Here is an 18,146-nt window from a genome sequence, read left to right on the forward strand (position 1 = left end):
CCGTGGATGAGACGATCACGGTTGGGCTCTCGCCGTCGGTCCAGACGCTGGTCGAGGCGAGCGCAGAGTCCCTGGCCGCGCTTGGCGTCCCCGAGGCGAGCATCGCCGAGCTGCGTGATGCGCCGCGCCTGGCCGAGGAGCAGGGCCTCATCCTTACGGAGTTCGACACCGCCGAGGAGATGGCGGCCGCCATCGAGAGCGGCGATGAAGTGCAGATCGGGGTCGCTGTCCCGCCCGACTTCGTCGAGCGCGTGCTTGCTGGCGAGCGGGACATCGAGGTCACCGTCTACTCGCAGGCCGCCGTCCCGGACGAGGTGCAGGCCGCGATGTCGGGCTTCATCCGCGAGATCGCGAGGCAGCTTGCAGGCGAGGAGCTACCCGTGCGTTTCCCTGCCGAGGACCTCATCATCTTAGGGCCCGATCGCATGGGCGACCAGATCCCGCTGCGTGATCGCATGCTACCGATGTTCGCGCTGATGATCCTGCTCATGGAGTCCTTCGCGCTGGCCTCGCTGATCTCCGTCGAGGTCTTGCAGCGCACCGCTTCGGCAGTGCTCGTCACGCCCGCTCGCGTTTCCGACATGCTGGCCGCCAAGACGATCTTCGGCTCCGGGCTCGCGTTCGTGCAGGGAATGTTCGTGCTCCTTGTGCTGGGTGCGTTCACTTCGGCGAACTGGCTCCCGCTCACTCTGACGATGCTGATCGGCGCCCTCATCTTCACGAGTCTGGCCATGGTGGCTGGCGCCGCCGGGAAGGACTTCATGGGGCAGGTGTTCTACACGATGGGATTCACCGTCCCGCTATTGATCCCGGCGTTCGCGATCCTGTTTCCCGGGTCGGCCGCCACGTGGGTCACCTTCCTGCCGACATGGCCCCTGCTCGACGTGATCGTGGGCGTGACCGTTTACGATGCGGTTCTGGCCGACGTCTGGCCGTCGATGCTGATGGCCCTGGCCTGGGGCCTGGCGCTCTACGCCGTGGGCCTCGTGGTGCTGAGGAGGAAGGTGCACTCACTATGAGCCTTCGGCGGATAGCAAGATTGCTACGCAAGGACTTCGCGCTGGGGCCGCGCTCCATGCCGTTCATGTACATGATCATTCTGCCAATCATACTGACCATCGTGTTCCAGTTCGCTTTCGGCGACTTGTTCGCGCCCAAGCCGCGCCTGGGGATCGTCGATGCGGGCGACTCGGCGGTCACGCAAGCGATAGCCGAGATGGACGGCATCGAGCTGACGCGCCCAGAAGACGCGCAGACGCTGCGGGAACTCGTCGAGGCCAACGACCTCGATGTCGGGTTCGTGCTTCCGGCTGATTTCGATGAGATGGTGCGCGCGGGCGAACAGCCGCCTCTCGACTTCTGGATATCGGGCGAGAGCCTGGCCTCGAACCGGGTCATCCTCGCAGTAACGGCCCTCGATTCGATCCGAGGAATCGAAGAGCGACCTCCGCCGGTCGACGTCCGGGTGGTCTCCTTCGGCGAGGAAGGGCTTCCCATCGGGGTGCGGCTGATTCCTGTGATCGTCTTTTACGCGCTGGTGATCTCCGGTGTGTTCGTGCCCTCGTCGAGTTTGGTCGAAGAGAAGGAGGCCGGCACGCTTTCGGCGGTTCTGGTGACACCGGTGACACTCAGCGAGATCCTGGTGAGCAAGTGGATCTTCGGCGTGACGCTGGCGACTGCGATGAGCGGGATGACGCTCCTGCTCAACGGCGCGTTGGGGCCGCAGCCGCTCGAGGTCATGGTGGTGCTACTGGTCGGCGCGATGCTGGTGTCGACGATCGGGCTTCTTGTCGCTGTGATCGCCAAGGACGCGACCATGATGTTCGCGATCATCAAGGGCGCGGGCATCCTGCTCTTCGCCCCGGCGATCTTCTACATCTTCCCCGAGTGGCCGCAGTGGATCGCCAAGCTCTTCCCGCTGTACTGGGTCATCGAGCCGATCTGGCAGGTGTCGATCATGGGCGACTCGATTGCCGGTGTCTGGATGGAGCTCGGGGTCGCGCTCGCCATCGCCGCGGGCCTTATGGTGGTCACGCTCGTGCTGGCCAAGCGTCTGCGAGCGAGTCTGACGGGGTCGCAGGTAAGGTGAGAGTCGCGGTCGAGCGACTTCGCGAGGCGCTGCTGCCCGGTGCTGGCGATCCTTCGGGCTCAATCGGCGCTACCTTCCTGCCCCTCGCCGCTGCCAGAGAGCTGGGCTGGGGCCGCGGGTCCGAAGCGTCAGTGATGGCGGCCGCTTGCGAGCGGATCGGGCTCGACTTCGGGTTCATTCCCGCCGCAGAACCCTGGGCCGCCGAGGCACTCGACCGCGTGACGGCCGCAGGTACCGCACCGGTGTGGGTCGTGAGCGGCCCCTTCGGCGAGGTGGCGCACCGCCGAGGCTGGCTCGAGACGCTGCGGGACTCCGCCGCTGATCCCGACGGGCTGTCAGCCGACATGCAAGCCGCGATCCCCGCCTTGCGCGAACAGGTCCGCCGAGGAGCCTCGCTGGGCGCAGCCGCGATCCTCATCGCCGAGGACATGGCGGGCGCAAACGGCCCGCTCGTCGCCCCCGACTTCGCGCTCGAGCGCATGCTGCCGCTGTTGGGCGAGCTCGCTCAGATCGCCAACGAGGACGGCGTGCTTGCGGCCCTCCACTCCGACGGCGACTTCCGGTGGGCCCTTTCGGCGGCTCGCATGCGAGGGTTCATCGCGGTGCACCCCGGCGGGCTTTCCGACCCCGCATTCGACTGCTTCTCACAGGCGGCCGCGAGTGCAGGGATGGGCGTGCTCGGCGGGCTGGAGACGCGGGTGCTGTCAGCGTCTTACGAACCACCCGGGCGACTCGCCGAAAGGGTGCGTGAACTGGCACTGCGACCCGGCATCTTGATCGCCGATGACGGTGGTATGATGACACCTGCCGATTTGCAGGGGCTCGCCCGTGCGGTCTCGGTCTTCCGGTCTATCGTGTGACAGGGGTGTGCTGTGGGTAAGTTCAAGGATTTCGAGTCAGCCGGCGCTGCCGATCTCGCCAGGGTCAGGATCGCCCATGGCGTGGATGGCGTGATCGCCATACTCGCGGCGGTGCTGCTGCTGCCCTTCCCGACGATCCGAGCCGCGGTGCCGATCCCGGTCTTCGTGGCGATCATCCTCGCCACCATGGTCTTCGTGCACGCGCTCTACCTCGCGATCTCTGTCACGCTGTGGGGAAGGACGGTGGGCATGTACCTGTTCGACCTCGGGATCGCAAAGCGGCCCGTCGGAACCGCTTCGGCCATGATATGGGCGGCTGCGTCCGTTGTCGGGTTCCTGCCGGGAATCATCCTGCCCCGGACCCTCGACCCCATCCTCGGCTGGCCTGCGAAGATATCTGGCCTCACCACCGAAGCAACGACCGCCAAAACCGCCGAATGAGCCACGCTGTGCATCTGTAACGCACCGCCCCTTCGTGCTAGGATTAGGCGGTAGACGACAAAGCTAGAATTGTGTCGACTCTGCTTAGATCAGTAGGCTGCGTGCGATTTGCGCGGCGAGTGGCGAAGGGGTTTACGTGGCGCTTGAGGGCAACCTCAAAGATTTCTCTCTCGAAGACATGTTCCGGCTGCTCGCCTCCGGGCGCAAGACGGGCACCCTCTATATGACCAAGGACGCGGCCGAGGGTCGCATCTGCTTCAAGAAGGGACGCGTCTTCTTCGCTTCGAGCAACTGGAATCGCGAGTCACTGGGCAGGCGGCTGGTAAGCGCCGACGTGATTTCCGAGAAGCAGCTTAGGCAGGCACTCGGCCTGCAGAAGATCCAGAAGAAGGAGAAGGCGGATCGCAGGCTGGGACAGATACTTGTCGACGAGGGCTACCTCGAGGGCAAGGTGCTGGAGAGCTTCATCCAGGATCAGATCAACGACACTCTGTTCGACCTCTTCCTGTGGGAAGAAGGCGACCTGCGCTTCGAGCCGGACGAGGTCTGTGACGGTGAGGACATCGGCATCTCGGTCTCGGTCGAGAACATCATCATGGAGTCCTCCAGGCGACTGGAGCTTTGGAACAAGATCCGTCAGAAGATATCTGGCCCGGACTCGAGGTTCATCATGTCCAGCACCCCGGGGGACAAGTCGCTTGAGATCCACCTCAAGCCAAAAGAGTGGATGCTGCTGTGCTTCATGCACAGCGGACGCTCCGTCGAAGAGCTGGTGGAGATCACCGGCTACACGGAGTTCGAGACCTCCAAGATTCTATTCGGCATGCACGCTGCCGGGCTCATCGACAAGGTCGGGGAATCCGAATCAGGGCTGGTGGCAGAGTAGCGGTGAACATCGGCGGCAGAGAGGAGATTCCCAAGGATCTGACTCCGACTGAGTTCACTGCGTTTCGCGACTACATCAACCAGCACTCAGGGATTTTCTTGGAGGAACAGAAGCTCGACTCCCTGCGGGTCTCGCTGGTGACTCGTGCCACTCGACACGGGCACATGTCGCTCGATGAGTACTTCGCCCTCCTCAAATCAAGTGACAACGAGTTCAACGAGCTCATGAACCTCGTCACCATCAACGAGACGAGCTTCTACCGCTTCCCCCAGCAATTCGATGCCCTGCGAACCAGCGTCGTCCCCGAGTTGCTTGCCCACAAGGCGCCCTCCGATCGCCGATTCCGCGCATGGTCGGCGGGATGCTCCACCGGGGAAGAGCCCTACTCCATCGCCATGAACCTGATCGATTCAGGCTTGGAGGCATTCGGGTTCACCGTCGAGGTCATGGGAACCGACGTATCCACAAGCGCACTACTCAGGGCAAAGAAGGCCGAGTACCCCGCAAAGAGCGTCTCTAATCTTCCGCAAGCCATCATAAATAGGCATTTCGTTCCCTCAGGCGAGGGCGTTCGCATCGCCGAAGGTCCTCGTAATGCGGTGAACTTCCAGTACCACAACCTGATCAAGGAACCGTATCCGATTGCTCTCATGGGCAACTGGGACATAATCTTCTGCCGAAACGTCACCATCTACTTTCGCTTGGAATCGACCCGGAGAGTCGTCCAGAACCTCTTCGACTCCCTCAATCCCGGCGGCTATCTGTTCATCGGACACTCCGAGACGTTGACCACGGTTTCCGACAAGTTCGAACCCATTGAAGTCGGCGGCGTCTTCCTGTACCGCAAGCCGCAGTCGCGCAAACTGACGACACTTTCGGCGAGGATGGGCGCAGAGAGGGCCACTCTCCAGAAGGAGCGTGCCTTGGCCCGTCAGCCTGAGCGAGTGAGTAGGCGTCCCGAAGTTGACGTCGCTTCCCTTCAAAAGCAGGCTGAAGAGGCATCGATTGTGGGCGGCCACTCACAGGTACTCGAGTTGACCTCGAAGATCCTCGAAGTCGAGCCTAGGAACGCCATGGCCCATCTGCTTGCTGCGAATGCTTGGGCCGACAGCGGCAACCTGGAGGCTGCTTACGATGAGTGCCGCAAGGCTATTGCCATCGATCCCCTGATGGCGCCGGCCCGCTATCTCCTCGGCATTATTCATCTCCGGCGCGATGAGCGCACCCTTGCGATCTCGGAGTTCAAGCGGACAATCTATATCGATTCCGGCTTTGCTTTGGCGCACCTGAACCTCGGGAATCTGTATCGCTCGACCGGTGCTATGAAGGACGCATGCAAGGAGTATGAACTCACCCTCAGGGCTCTGTATGAGAACCCCGAGGGCGATTGGGTGAAGTTCATGGGTGGATTCAGGCTGGATCTTCTGACCAGTACCGTTGAGCGCAGTCTGGTAGAGTGTCGAAGGAGTATCTGATGAGGTCGCCAAGTGTGGAATTATTCGAACCGGAGCAGCAACGACGTCTTCTCGAAGAGGGGAGCAGGGACAATGGCCAGTAGTCGAATCCTGGCTGTCGATGACAGCCCAACCATCCTGGAGATGATTAAGGCGATTCTACAATCAGGGGGATACGAGGTTATCACGGCGGTCGATGGCGCCGAGGCCCTAGAAAAAGCACGCGCCGAGATGCCCGACCTCATCCTGCTGGACGTGATGTTGCCCAAACTTGATGGTTACCGCGTCTGCCGACTCCTGAAGTTTGACGCCAAGTACAAGGCGATTCCAATCATTATGCTCACAGCCAAGACCGAAGAGGCGGCCATGGCGACTGGCATCAGGACAGGCGCCAATCAGTATCTGACCAAGCCCATCGAGCCTGAGCACCTGCTAAAAGCAGTGGCCGAAGAGCTCTCCAAGGTGCAAGGGTAGGCAATAAGATGACCGAGTCGATCACCTCGAAGGTGCTTGCAGCACTGGCAGACACCGGCCTTTTGACCAGCGAGCAGGTCGCAAGCGTCACCGAGGCCGGGAGCACTGGCGGCCTGGGTGTCGGCGACATGCTTGTGCAGCGAGGATTGGTCTCGATGCTGGATCTCGAGAGCGTCCTCGAAAGCGAGCTGGGCATCCCCAGGGTGGAGCTCTCGAGTTATGCCCCGGATGAAGAGGCGCTCCAGCTGGTTCCGGCTAAACTGGCGTTCACATACAAGATACTCCCGCTATTCGAGATTGAAGGCATGCTGACAGTTGCCGTGGGTGAGGCAGTCGATGTCTTCCAGCTAGACGAGATATCCTCAGTTCTGGGACTAGAGGTCGAAGCTGTCCTCGCCGATCCTGTCTCAGTTTCTACGGCCATAGAGCTCAACTACGGAGTGTCCGCCCACTCTTTGCCCGAACTCGAGGTTCCGGTCATCATCGATCGCTCTGCCGAGGAGACCTTTGATGACCCCATGAGCGAATTTGATTCGGTGATCGATGTTGCCGATTTCTTCGATGCTGCGGCGCCAGAAGTTTCCCAAATGCCCGCCGATGAATCATCTATGGTCGTCCAGGCCCCTGACCCAATCGTCGAAGCCGCACCTACCATCGAGGAGGTAGTTCAGGCCGAAATACCGACGGGTTCCAAAGCCATCGACCTCGACGTCTTGGCAGTCGCCGACCCGGCAAAAGTCGCAGTGTTGGTCTCGGACATACTCGCAAATGCGGTCAGCAGGGGCGCCAATAGGATCCACCTGCTGCCCTACAAAGAAGACTTCTTCCTCGTCTATAGGATTGCTGGAAAACTCGAGAAGATCGCCAGTGCGCCACTGTCGCTACAAGGAGCACTGGTGGATGGCATCAAGTCTTACGCGAAGCTGACGTCAGTGCAAGCCTCAAGGCCAGCCTTAGGTCGAGTCAAGGCACATCTCGGCGATAGGGACATGATCATCACTGTCTCGGCGGTGCCTACGATTGCCGGACAGCGCATGGTAGTCTCTCTCAGTAGCGGCCGGTCGCAGCCACGAGGGCTCTCCGAGCTGGGCATGAACGAGGCCGAGACCCGCGCACTGCATGCCATGGTTGAGCGTGGCCGAGGAATCCTGCTCGTTTGCGCTCCCGTAGCCGGGGGTCGCTCTTCGACCTACTATGCGCTTCTGCAGCACGCCGCCCAGGTCGGCAAGACGGTCTACTCCGTGGAGAGATCCATCGAGTACGAGATCCCGTCGGTCGCGCAGGTTCTGGTCAATCCGGGAGCGCCGGTCGGGGCTGCGGCGTATTTTGCGGCCGGGATGCGTCAAGACACGGACGTCATGGCCATAGACCCGATGCAATCCGTCGAAGATATCCATCTGGCCGTCGAAGCGGCGGCTCTTGGCAAACTGGTAATCGCATCGTTCTCGGGAGGCGACATCGTGTCCGGTGTACGCCGGATGCTTGATCTGGGCGCAGAGCCCGTCTCCCTCGCGTCGGCCCTCACGCTCGGCGTGGGGCAGCGTCTCGTCAGGCTGAACTGTCCGCACTGCACCGGGCCGGTCGCCGCGGGCTCCAGTGACATCCTCCCGGGCCTGCCCACAGACGCGACTCTGATGAAAGGCGCGGGCTGTCCCGCCTGCGCTGGCTCCGGCTTCCAGTCGATGACCGGAATCTTCGAGGTCCTGCCATTCACCGAGCAGGTTCGTGTTCCCATCGCCAGGGGCGCCACTGCCGAAGATATTTCCCTGGCTGCACGGGCGGCGGGCATGCGATCTATGCTTGCATCGGGTGTTGCGCGAGTCGCCGAAGGGCGCGTGAGCCCGGAGGAGTTCGACAGAGTCTTGCGATTCTCACAACCATCGAGCTGACGGGAGCGTCCACTACCGATGTCGCGATCAGAGAACCACGAGGCAGTCGCTAATCCCGTCACTCCCGCAGCGTTGAGCGGAGACATCCAACAAGTAGTGGCTTTTCGGCTAGGCGAGTCAAGATTCTGCTTGCCCATCCAGGTGGTCCAGGAGATCCAGCAGGTGGTAGAGTTCTCGCAATCCGAGACCCAGCAGGGCTTGGCGGTCGGGATGATGAACCTTCGCGGAGCTGTGATTCCCGTCTTCTACCTTCGCGAGTTTCTGGGACTATCTCCTCGGCCCTACGATATCGACACTCCGATGATTATATGTAAAGTCGCAGACGGGTTCGTGTCGATGATAGTCGATGAGGTCGACGATGTGGTCGTATTGCCGGAAGGTTCGCTGTCACCGGCTCCCGCGCTTCACCCGCTGGCCGACGTGATGTTAGGCGTCTGCCGATTGAACGAAGAGCTGGTAGTCTTGCTCGACGTGGAGGGATTGCTCCTCGCGGGGGCAGATAGGAATCGTGAAGGCAAGTGAATATGCGTCAACCTACGGGCAAAGATGAGTGGGCCGATGATGTCGCTGCGACGCTGCGCAGGCGCGCCGAGTCGCTGGCCCACGAGGGCATCGATGAGGCTACCGGCGTTCTTGTCGGACTGCTCTTGTTCCGTCTGGGCGATGAGTGGTACTCGGTCAAAGTCGAGGACGTCCGCGAGATATATCGCGAATATGAGGTCACTGCGATCCCGTGCACACCCGCCTCGATCCTAGGTGTGGTCAACATCCGAGGAGAGATGGTGTCTGTGACAGACATAGCGAAGTTGATGGGGCTCGGGCAGTTCGTTCCGGGTGCCGTAACTGCACCAGCTGTGGTCATCCAGAATGAAGAGGTGGTGACGGCCATTGTGGTGGACGAGATCGGAGACATCATCGAGGTCGCCGAGGAGAACATCGAGCCACCGCTATCTATAATCGATAGGGTGAATGCGCAGTTCATCATCGGCTCGGTATATCATCAGGAGCGGCTTATTGGAGTCGTCAATGCTAACAGTGTCCTTGTACCGATAGGCTCTGCGAAATGATCATTGCCAGGGAGGCAGCAAGATGAAGAAGCTCGTCAATTCCATCAGGGGCAACTTTCTCTACAAGTACTCGCTCGTCAACATGCTCTTGTTTGGCGCGTTCTCGTTGCTGCAACTGTTCATAGCGCTTTGGATATTCAGTGACTACCGTCACTTGATTCCCGACATGTTCGATCGACTGCTGACCCTTGCGGGCGTGATGATAGCAATCGGCGTTGTATGGTTCGGGCTCTTTTACGCCATTGGCAAGCGGTTCATGGCCCCCCTGAAGCTTGTGGTCGAGAGCGTCAGGGCCTCCTGTCAGGGTGAGATCGGACATAAGGTCCACGTGAAGTCGGTGGACGAATTCGGTGTTCTGGCGAAATCCTATAATCAGATGCTCGACCTGATCGTCTACCTCATACGTCAGAGCCACGAATCATCCTCCCGTCTGGCGCAATCCTCCCACGATATCCTTTCCGCAACGGAGCAGCAGGCTTCGGGCTCCGCCGAGCAGGCAGCTTCGATCAGCGAGACGACCGCGACCATGGAGGAGCTGGCCGCCACCTACCGGCAGATCGCCGACAACGCGAATCAAGTCGTGAGCATGGCCGAGGCCTCCCTCGGCAGTGCTGAATCGGGCCAGCAAGCGGTGTTCAACTCGCTGTCTGCCATGGAGAACATCAAGGCACACAGCCAGTCGTCGGCGAACAAGATTCTACTTTTGGGTGAGCGCAGTCAGCAGATCGGGCAGGTCCTCGGGATGATCAACTCCATTGCGGATCAAACCAAGATACTGGCTCTCAACGCAGCCATCGAGGCAGCGCGGGCTGGCGAGGCGGGGAAAGGGTTCTCGGTAGTTGCTATCGAGATTCGTAAGCTTGCCGAATCGGTGGTGGATTCCACAGGCGAGATATCCCACATCATGACCGAGATACAAAGCTCCGCCAATGAGCTTGTGCTCGCGACCGAGCAGGAGATGAAGCAGGTGCAAAACGGCGTGGAGCTTGCGCATGTCACCGGAGAATCGCTTGAGCAGATCCTCGAGATGATTGAACAGACCACTATCGCTGCCAAGGAGATATCGGCTGCCACTCAACAACAGAAGAGCGCAACAGAGCAGGTCGTACGCGTGATGCGCGAAGTTGCGGCGGTAGCTCAACAGACTGCGGCCGGCGGACGGCAGGTAGCCGCAACCGCTGAGCACCTATCCACGATCGCCAAAGAGTCGAGCCAGATTGGCGCAGCGTTCCGGATCATCGATTAGCTTTCAGTCGCCCACAAGGAGATGACGGATGGTCGAATTCGACCGAAGTGCATTCATATCCAAATTCCAAGAGGAAGCCCAGGACCTACTTCAGCGTCTCAACGAGGACGTCATCGCCCTTGAGGCAGATCCTGACAGCCGAGAGATCCTCGACAGGATGCTCCGCGATGCCCATACGCTCAAGGGTTCCTCTCGGATGGTTGGACTGCTCGAGATATCCGACATCGCACACCGCCTTGAAGACATCATGGTGAAGGTCGCCTCGAAAGAGATGTCATACACCCAGGCTCTAAGCGACTACTTCTTCGAGGCTCTCGATGCCATCCTCTACCTTGCAGACAACGGCGGGAAGAACGCCGATGACCTCCTAGACCTTGAGGCTCTCCAAGCGAAGTTGACCGCGGCCGCAGCCAATCCCGAGGCCGCCACACAGGCGACGGGCACAGCCGCTGCCCCGCGAGGCGACTCGTCCAAGGAAGAGCCCAGTACTGCAACGACCATCGAGTCGCAAGATGCGCTAGGCAACGCCGATGACGACCAAGACGACGAGGTCGGCACTTGCGTCGAAGCCAAGCGCGACGACAAGCTTCAGGTCAAGGTACAACAGACCATCAGGGTGAAGACCTCACAGGTGGACCGCTTGCTCAACTTGATCAGCGAAGTAGTCATCTCGCAGATCAAAGAGGAGCAGAAGCTTGTAGAACTCAGGCAGGGAGTCAGCGAACTGCAGCAGATAGGGCAGACGTGGGTGCGCATCAAGGCTCACCTGACCTCACTTGAACTCGACGATGAAGTCATGGCCATGCTTGTGGAGGAATCCAGTCGGATGGACGCACAGCTGGCGGATCGCCGAAGAGACCAGGCAGCCCTCCTCAAGAACTTCAACGAGGATGTAGCGCGGGCATCGATGGTGGTCGCAGACCTCCAAGAGCAGGGGATGCGCATTCGGATGCTCCCCGTGTCGACCGTCTTCCAGACGTTCCCTCGCGCTATGCGTGATCTTGCCCGGTCGTTCAAGAAGGACGTGGACCTCATCATCGAGGGTGGCGACACGGAGCTCGACAAGAAGGTTCTCGAGGAGATCAACGATCCACTCATCCACATCATGCGCAACGCAGTCGATCACGGAATTGAGCCCCTGGAAGATCGGATAGCCGCCGGGAAGCCCCCTAAGGGGACGATCAAGATGACGGCGCATCAAGAGGGGGACAGGATCGTCATCGAAGTAGCCGATGATGGCGCGGGAATCGATCCGGAGAAAGTCAAGGCAGCGGCAGTGCGCAAAGGGTATATCTCCGAGAACGAGGCTGCGGCCATGTCGGACCGTGAGGCCACATACCTAATCTTCGACAAGGGGTTCTCCACAAGCGCAATAATCACCGAGATCTCTGGTCGCGGTGTCGGCATGGACGTAGTCCGCGAATTCATTGTAGAGAAACTCAAGGGCTCCCTCGATGTCACGACCGAGCTGGGCAAGGGATCGGTCTTCCGTCTCACGATGCCACTTACGCTAGCGATCATCAGGGCACTGTTGCTGCGAGTCGGCGAGCAGGTCTTCGCACTCCCCACAAGCAGCATCGAAGAGACGTTGCGGGTGACCTCCGACGAAATCATCAGCGCCGAAGGGCGCGAGGTCATCAGAAGGCAGAGAAGGACCATTCCGCTTGTCCGCCTCGGCGACGTGCTAGGTGTCGCTCATCGCGGACACGAAGGCAAGAAGATCCCGATAGCGACAATCGGGTTTTCCGGACACAGGATCGGGTTCGTCGTCGATGCGCTAGTCGGCGAGCAGCAGATAGTCATCAAGCCTCTTGGGTCGCATTTGCGCAAGGTCGATAACGTCGCAGGTGTTACGGTGCTGGGGGCAGGCGAGATCGTACCGATCCTCAACGTCCCCGACCTCATGGACTGGGCACGCAGCCGCTCACGGCAGAGTCATGTTGCCGCCGAGGAGAAAACTCGAACTGGACCCGCCAAAGTGCTGATCTGCGAGGATTCGTTCACCACACGAGAGCTCGAGCGCTCCATCTTCGAGGCAGCGGGCTATGAGGTCGAGGTCGCAATGGATGGCGCAATGGGCCTCGCCAGACTCCAGGAGGGCCTGAAGGTCGATGCAGTGGTCACGGACGTCCAGATGCCGAACATGACCGGTTTCGAGCTGACGCGTGCGATCAAAGCCGATCCCAACCTATCGAGCATCCCGGTCATCATAGTCACCTCGCTCGAGCGCGATGAAGAGAAGGCGGAAGGCGTTGAGGCCGGCGCCGATGCCTATATCACCAAGTCGGTGTTCAATCAGGACACTTTGTTAGACACCGTCGAGCGCTTGATCAGGTGAATCGGCGATGAGCGAAGGGGAAGTCAATTGAGCTCACCCACTCCCATCAGGGTGCTGGTTGTCGATGACTCGGCGTTGGCCAGGGAGATGCTCTCGCAGATTCTTTCCACCGATCCCGACATCGAGGTCGTCGGCACCGCCAAGGACGGACTTGAAGCTGTCGAAGAGGTGGCCCGCCTGCGTCCCGATCTGGTGACCATGGACATCCACATGCCCCGGTGCGATGGCCTACAAGCGACCGAGCAGATCATGGCCTACACTCCGACCCCCATCTTGGTGGTCTCATCCTCAGTCTACGGCGAAGGAATGGGCCGCGCTTTCGATGCACTTGAAATGGGCGCACTCGAGGTGCTCAAGAAGCCCGAACCCAGGGACTGGGCGCACCTCGAAGCGATCGGCCTGGACATCATCCGCAAGGTCAAGGTCTTGGCCCGCATCAAGGTCATCACCCATATCAGGGGTCGACGGAGTCGGCCCGCTCCAATGGGCGCGGAGCCTTCGGTGGCGCCAGGGACTCCCGGTCGCTGTTCACTTGTGGCGATAGGCTCTTCCACTGGTGGCCCATCTGCCTTGCTCACGATACTCGGCAGTCTACCTAAGGACCTTCCCGTCCCACTGGTGATCGCTCAGCACATCGCCGAAGGTTTCATCCCGGGCTTGGTCGGCTGGCTCGATTCAGGCTGCAAGATCGCTGTTCGCGAGGCCGCGGATGGGCGCAACGCAGAGCCCGGTGTCGCCTACCTGGCCCCGACAGGCGCCAACCTAGCGATGGATGGACTCGTGATGCGCTTTGCTAAGCCTACCTCAGGACAGCTCTACATCCCGTCGGCGGATACTCTGCTCGAGAGCGTTGCCAGGACGCTGGGGCGCAACGCCCTCGGAGTCATTCTGACCGGTATGGGCGCTGATGGCGCCGCCGGCCTCAAGATGCTTCACGACAAGGGCGCGCCGACCATCGCTCAGGACGAGAAGACATCCACCGTGTGGGGGATGCCAGGAGCTGCCGTCGGACTCGGTGCAGCCGACAAGGTACTCCCGGTCCACACGATCGCCGAGGAGATCGTGGCCCTCATCGCAAGCAGGCCCTGATGGATTCCAGGCCGATCGGCGTGTTCGATAGCGGGCTTGGCGGTCTTACGGTTGCTCGCGCAATCATGGATGAGCTGCCTGGTGAGTCGATTGTCTACCTGGGCGATACCGCCCGGTGCCCCTACGGACCACGCGATCTTGGCGAGGTTCGCCGATTCGTACTCGAAATCGGAACGTGGCTTACCGTCCAAGATGTCAAGCTCGTCGTGATTGCCTGCAACACGGCCACGGCGGCGGGCCTCGCGCTCGCGCAACGGGCGTTCGGCGTTCCGGTTATCGGTGTCATCGAGCCCGGCGCACGCGCAGCGGTCCACGCGACCGTCAACCGCGTGGTCGGCGTCATCGGCACCCAGGGGACGATCGACACCGGGGCCTACAGCAAAGCGGTTCGCGCCCTGGATGCAGGCGTGACGGTCTTCTCGGCGGCTACGCCCAAGTTCGTCGACGTCGTCGAAGCTGGACTGCGCATGGGCCCGGGCGTCGTCGAAGAGCGCCTCTCCGAACTCACCGAAGTCTTCATCCGCCCGTCATTCCACGCAATCGCGCGCGACTACCTCGACCCGCTCAAGCGCTCCGGGATCGACACGCTGATCTTGGGCTGCACGCACTTTCCGCTGCTAGCAACAGCTATCGGGCAGGTCGTCGGCCGTGGCGTCCAGCTGATCTCATCTGCCGAGGAGACCGCGCGCGAAGTCGCCGACAACCTCGGGCGCCGCGGACAGCTCGCCTCCCCCGACGCGCCCGCATCCCACCGCTTCGCGACCACCGGCCCCGCCGAGGAGTTCGACCGCCTGGGCTCGCGGATCCTCAGGAGGCCGATGGTAGCCGTCGAGCAGGTCGGACTGGACTCGCTCGCCAGCCTACCGTCGGCAGACGCGCTCGCGATGCTCGCAACGCTCGGGCCGGACGGAGAGGGGGTCGCATGAGAGTGACGGTGCTGGGCTCCTCGGCGTCTTACGCAGGACCCGGTCAGGCGTGCTCAGGCTACCTAGTCGAACATGCCGACGTTCGCGTCCTCATGGACTGCGGCAACGGCGTCGTCGCGAACCTTGCGGCCGTGGCGGACCCCACGACTCTTGACGCGGTCTTCATCACGCACGAGCACCCCGACCACTTCCTCGACATCTACGCCCTCGCCGCGCTTTTGCGCTACGCCCCCCAAGGCCCGCTCGCCCCGCTCGCGCTCTGGCTGCCACCCGGCCTCTTCGAACGCATGGGCTGCTTGCTCTCCGAACGCGGCCGGGACGAGCTCGCCGAGGCCTTCGTCGTGCACGAGCTCACTGCCGAGAAGCCCGTGCGCTTCGGCGAGCTGACGATTACCCCGCACCTGGTGGAGCACGTCGATCCGACGTTCGCGCTCATCGCCGAGGGCCCTGGCGGGACACGCGTGTGCTACACATCCGACACCGCACCCGGCCCAGCCGCACTCGCTGCAGCTCGCGGAGCTTCGCTTCTGATCGCTGAGGCGACTCTGCCTCAGCGCTACCAAGGTCGCGCCGCCCATCTGACCGCCGCCCAAGCTGGCGAGCTGGCACGCGAGGCGCAGGTAGAGCATCTGATCCTCTCGCATATCTGGCCGACCAACGACAAGGCTGCGATGCTCAGAGAGGCCGAGGCGGCCTTCGGCGGCAAAGTTTCGATCGCAACCGAATTCGACGCATACGACCTGGAAGAAGGAGACACACCATGACACGACCCGACGGACGCCGACCCGACCAGTTGCGCCCGATCAAAGCGACCAGACGCTACCTTCGGCATGCCTACGGAAGCTGCATGTTCGAACTCGGAGACACTCGCGTGCTCTGTGCGGCGACGATCACAGACGGAGTGCCCCCGTGGCTGAAAGGCAAGGGCCAGGGCTGGATAACCGCCGAATACTCGCTGCTGCCCGCGTCGACCCACACACGCAGCCGTCGGGAGGTGACCTCAGGTGGCATCAAAGGCCGCACCCACGAGATCCAGCGCCTGATCGGTCGCTCGCTGCGCTCGATCATCGATTTGCGCACCTTAGGCGGCGAGGTCACTCTCTATGTCGACTGCGATGTCATCCAGGCCGACGGCGGGACGCGCTCTGCGGCGGTCACCGGTGCTTACCTCGCCGTGCACGACGCGCTTTCGACCTGGTGCGATGCTGGCAGAATCCCCGAGGTCCCGCTCTTGGGCCAGGTCGCGGCAACGAGCGTCGGCATGGTCGCTGGCGAACTCGTGCTCGACCTCGACTACGCCGAGGATTCGACCGCTGAGATCGACATGAACGTCGTCATGGACGGCGAAGGCCGCTTCATCGAGGTGCAGGGCACAGGCGAGCAGACGCCCTTCGACCGCGATCGCCTGAATTCAATGCTCGACATGGCTACGGCAGGTATCGAGAGCATCGCGGCGTTCCAGCGACGCGTCATAGAGGGCCAGGGCGATGTCTTCGAGCTCTAAGCAGGGCCCCAACACCGCAGCGCCCCTTCGGCGAGTCGTAGTGGCCACCGGCAACGCGCACAAGGTCACTGAGATACAGGCGGCAATGCCCGATGTCGGATTCGAGTTCGTGGCGGCTGCCCGAGCCGGAGTGTGGATCGAGCCCGAGGAGACCGGTGAGACCTTCCTCGCCAACGCCCGCATCAAGGCCCGCGCTGCCTTCGAGCTTTTTGGCTGCGCGGCACTCGCTGACGACTCTGGGCTCGAGGTCGATGCCCTCGACGGCGCTCCGGGCGTTCGCTCAGCGCGATACGCCGGCGACGACGCGACTGATGCGCGCAACAACGAGAAGCTCCTCTCGGCACTCGATGGCCTCGCCGCTGACCGCCGACGCGCCCGGTTCCGCTGCGTGATCGTGCTGACGGCCGAGGATGGCTCGGAGCTCGTGGCGCAAGGCTCCTGCGAGGGCCACATCGGCATCGCACCACGCGGGGAGGCAGGCTTTGGGTACGACCCGCTCTTCCTGCCCGACGCAATTCCCGGCCGCACGATGGCAGAGCTCTCCCTCGCCGAGAAGACCGCGATCTCACATCGCGGCGCGGCGTTGGCGGCGCTTCGGGCCCAGCTGACTGAGGCGTGATGGCGGAGACCGCCTAGAGCTCCTCGTCGACCGCCAAAGGCTCGAAGGCCTCGGTGATCATCTCGTAGAGCACAGGGAGCCAGTCAGGAGCACCCTCGATATCTGCCGACAGAGGCGCCACCCGTGGATCGGACGGTGCGATTACCACGGTCGCGTTTTCGATGCCGACATCAGCTGCCAACACGAACAACTCCTCGATGACGGGATCGCCCATCGCAAGACAGCCAATCGACACGTCCCTGCCATGTATGAATATGTCGCCACCTAGGTTCTCGCGACCTTCTCGGTGGGCCTGCTCAAGGTCGAACTCGTTGGGGTAGTCGAGCTTCATCGACAGGTGGAAGGCGCTGTTGGGATTCAGGCCGATGATGCGGTAGATGCCTTCGGGCACCTGGCGGTCGCCTTCGCGAAGCTTCGGTCCAGCCTGACCGCTCGCTGCCAGCACGGGATATGTCGCAATCCACCGAAGCTCTTGCCCAGGGCCGGCAGCCCACACCTCAAGGAGTTCTTCGTCTTTGATGCCCGCGAAGAGGATGCGTTCGGGGGGATAGGGGACTGAGGCGGCCTCGAATGCGGGAGCTAGACGCTCGCGCGCAGCCGGGCCGTATGCCGCAAGTACATCGCCCACGGTGCGATCGCCTCGCAGGCGCGAAAGCAAAGCGTTTCTTGTGTCATCGTGAATCAGGGCAACCGATACTCCCGCGAGGATCAACACGATGATCGTTGCTAGGACGGCGGAGCGGCGTCGTGACATCAGGGCTCCTTCTGGGACCAGAATCAGATTCGACCCACCGTGATCAGAGGACGGCCTCAGAGATCAGCTTGTCCAGGCGACGCACATCGATACCCTTGTGAAGATTGACCTTGATGTGGCCGACACGGGTCCAGAGCTCCATCTCCGATGTGAAGTCGAGCAGCCCTCGGCCGTTCTCGGAAGACCACATCATGATCGAGGAGTACGGCAGAGAGTACACTTCGACCTTTTTGCCGCTGAGGCCCTGGGCATCCCTGACGATCAGTCGCTTGCTCGTGAAGATCGCAGTGTCGCGAAAGGTCTTGTAGGCGGCCACTGGAGTCTCGCCTTCAACGAGCAGGTCGTTGATATCACCCGGGATCGGGCACTCGTCAATGAACGTCCAGGCTAGGATAGAACCGGTCTCGGGCATGATTTAGGCTCCTATCACATCGAGGAACATCGGACTCTGATGCTCCCAAAGCGGACAACAGTTGTCAATTTCAACCGCCGAGTAGCCCTGCAAGCCCG

The 18,146-nt window shown here is 61.5% G+C and carries 19 protein-coding genes; 17 read left to right on the top strand and 2 right to left on the bottom strand.

The genetic code is table 11. The features are described from left to right. The 17 genes from M1617_01855 to rdgB form a co-directional block, all read left to right on the top strand. Window positions 1–1,019, top strand: a 1,019-nt coding sequence (locus M1617_01855; protein MCL5887038.1) for an ABC transporter permease, incomplete at its 5' end; no start/stop codon positions are given. After that, window positions 1,016–2,089: an ABC transporter permease gene (locus M1617_01860; protein MCL5887039.1), complete on the top strand. Its 1,074-nt coding sequence runs from the start codon at window positions 1,016–1,018 to the stop codon at window positions 2,087–2,089. The genes M1617_01855 and M1617_01860, both read left to right, overlap by 4 nt. Continuing rightward, complete coding sequence (locus tag M1617_01865; protein ID MCL5887040.1) at window positions 2,086–2,949, top strand: hypothetical protein; 864 nt, start codon at window positions 2,086–2,088, stop codon at window positions 2,947–2,949. The genes M1617_01860 and M1617_01865 overlap by 4 nt, the downstream gene beginning before the upstream one ends. A gap of 12 nt (window positions 2,950–2,961) precedes the next feature. Next, entirely contained in the window at window positions 2,962–3,390 is a 429-nt protein-coding gene (locus M1617_01870; GenBank protein ID MCL5887041.1) for a hypothetical protein, read from the top strand. Between the two features lie 136 nt (window positions 3,391–3,526). Next, a complete protein-coding gene (locus tag M1617_01875) occupies window positions 3,527–4,276 on the top strand; it encodes a DUF4388 domain-containing protein (protein MCL5887042.1) in 750 nt (249 codons plus the stop codon). Window positions 4,277–4,278: 2 nt separating this feature from the next. Further along, entirely contained in the window at window positions 4,279–5,751 is a 1,473-nt protein-coding gene (locus M1617_01880) for a hypothetical protein (GenBank protein MCL5887043.1), read from the top strand. Between the two features lie 72 nt (window positions 5,752–5,823). Beyond that, complete coding sequence (locus M1617_01885) at window positions 5,824–6,204, top strand: response regulator (GenBank protein MCL5887044.1); 381 nt, start codon at window positions 5,824–5,826, stop codon at window positions 6,202–6,204. 8 nt (window positions 6,205–6,212) lie between these two features. Next, a complete protein-coding gene (gene tadA / locus M1617_01890; GenBank protein ID MCL5887045.1) occupies window positions 6,213–8,093 on the top strand; it encodes a Flp pilus assembly complex ATPase component TadA in 1,881 nt (626 codons plus the stop codon). Between the two features lie 18 nt (window positions 8,094–8,111). Continuing rightward, complete coding sequence (locus M1617_01895; protein ID MCL5887046.1) at window positions 8,112–8,615, top strand: chemotaxis protein CheW; 504 nt, start codon at window positions 8,112–8,114, stop codon at window positions 8,613–8,615. 2 nt (window positions 8,616–8,617) lie between these two features. Continuing rightward, window positions 8,618–9,160 carry a chemotaxis protein CheW gene (locus M1617_01900; GenBank protein MCL5887047.1) on the top strand — a complete coding sequence of 181 codons (543 nt, stop codon included), beginning with the start codon at window positions 8,618–8,620 and terminating at the stop codon, window positions 9,158–9,160. Window positions 9,161–9,182: 22 nt separating this feature from the next. Continuing rightward, window positions 9,183–10,406, top strand: coding sequence for a HAMP domain-containing methyl-accepting chemotaxis protein (locus tag M1617_01905; protein ID MCL5887048.1), 1,224 nt, complete (start codon window positions 9,183–9,185; stop codon window positions 10,404–10,406). A 28-nt stretch (window positions 10,407–10,434) separates the two neighbouring features. Beyond that, window positions 10,435–12,744: a hybrid sensor histidine kinase/response regulator gene (locus M1617_01910; GenBank protein ID MCL5887049.1), complete on the top strand. Its 2,310-nt coding sequence runs from the start codon at window positions 10,435–10,437 to the stop codon at window positions 12,742–12,744. Between the two features lie 27 nt (window positions 12,745–12,771). Next, window positions 12,772–13,833, top strand: a complete 1,062-nt coding sequence (gene cheB / locus M1617_01915) for a chemotaxis-specific protein-glutamate methyltransferase CheB (GenBank protein MCL5887050.1) — start codon at window positions 12,772–12,774, stop codon at window positions 13,831–13,833. Continuing rightward, window positions 13,833–14,759 (top strand): glutamate racemase, encoded by a 927-nt coding sequence (gene murI / locus M1617_01920; protein MCL5887051.1) that lies wholly within the window; start codon window positions 13,833–13,835, stop codon window positions 14,757–14,759. The genes cheB and murI overlap by 1 nt, the downstream gene beginning before the upstream one ends. Further along, window positions 14,756–15,523 carry an MBL fold metallo-hydrolase gene (locus tag M1617_01925; GenBank protein ID MCL5887052.1) on the top strand — a complete coding sequence of 256 codons (768 nt, stop codon included), beginning with the start codon at window positions 14,756–14,758 and terminating at the stop codon, window positions 15,521–15,523. The genes murI and M1617_01925 overlap by 4 nt, the downstream gene beginning before the upstream one ends. Further along, a complete protein-coding gene (gene rph / locus M1617_01930; protein ID MCL5887053.1) occupies window positions 15,520–16,263 on the top strand; it encodes a ribonuclease PH in 744 nt (247 codons plus the stop codon). Before M1617_01925 ends, rph begins: the two co-directional genes overlap by 4 nt. Next, a complete protein-coding gene (gene rdgB, locus M1617_01935; protein ID MCL5887054.1) occupies window positions 16,247–16,882 on the top strand; it encodes an RdgB/HAM1 family non-canonical purine NTP pyrophosphatase in 636 nt (211 codons plus the stop codon). Before rph ends, rdgB begins: the two co-directional genes overlap by 17 nt. A gap of 13 nt (window positions 16,883–16,895) precedes the next feature. Here rdgB and M1617_01940 read toward each other — a convergent pair whose 3' ends face one another. Together M1617_01940 and M1617_01945 are read right to left on the bottom strand one after the other, a co-directional pair. Next, the gene (locus tag M1617_01940) at window positions 16,896–17,636 is read right to left on the bottom strand and encodes a L,D-transpeptidase family protein (protein ID MCL5887055.1); all 741 of its coding nucleotides are present in this window, start codon (window positions 17,634–17,636) and stop codon (window positions 16,896–16,898) included. Window positions 17,637–17,679: 43 nt separating this feature from the next. Next, complete coding sequence (locus M1617_01945) at window positions 17,680–18,048, bottom strand: PH domain-containing protein (protein ID MCL5887056.1); 369 nt, start codon at window positions 18,046–18,048, stop codon at window positions 17,680–17,682. Window positions 18,049–18,146 lie beyond the last annotated feature (98 nt).

It is taken from the genome of Actinomycetota bacterium (assembly GCA_023488435.1).
Classification (GTDB): Bacteria; Actinomycetota; Coriobacteriia; order Anaerosomatales; family UBA912; genus UBA912.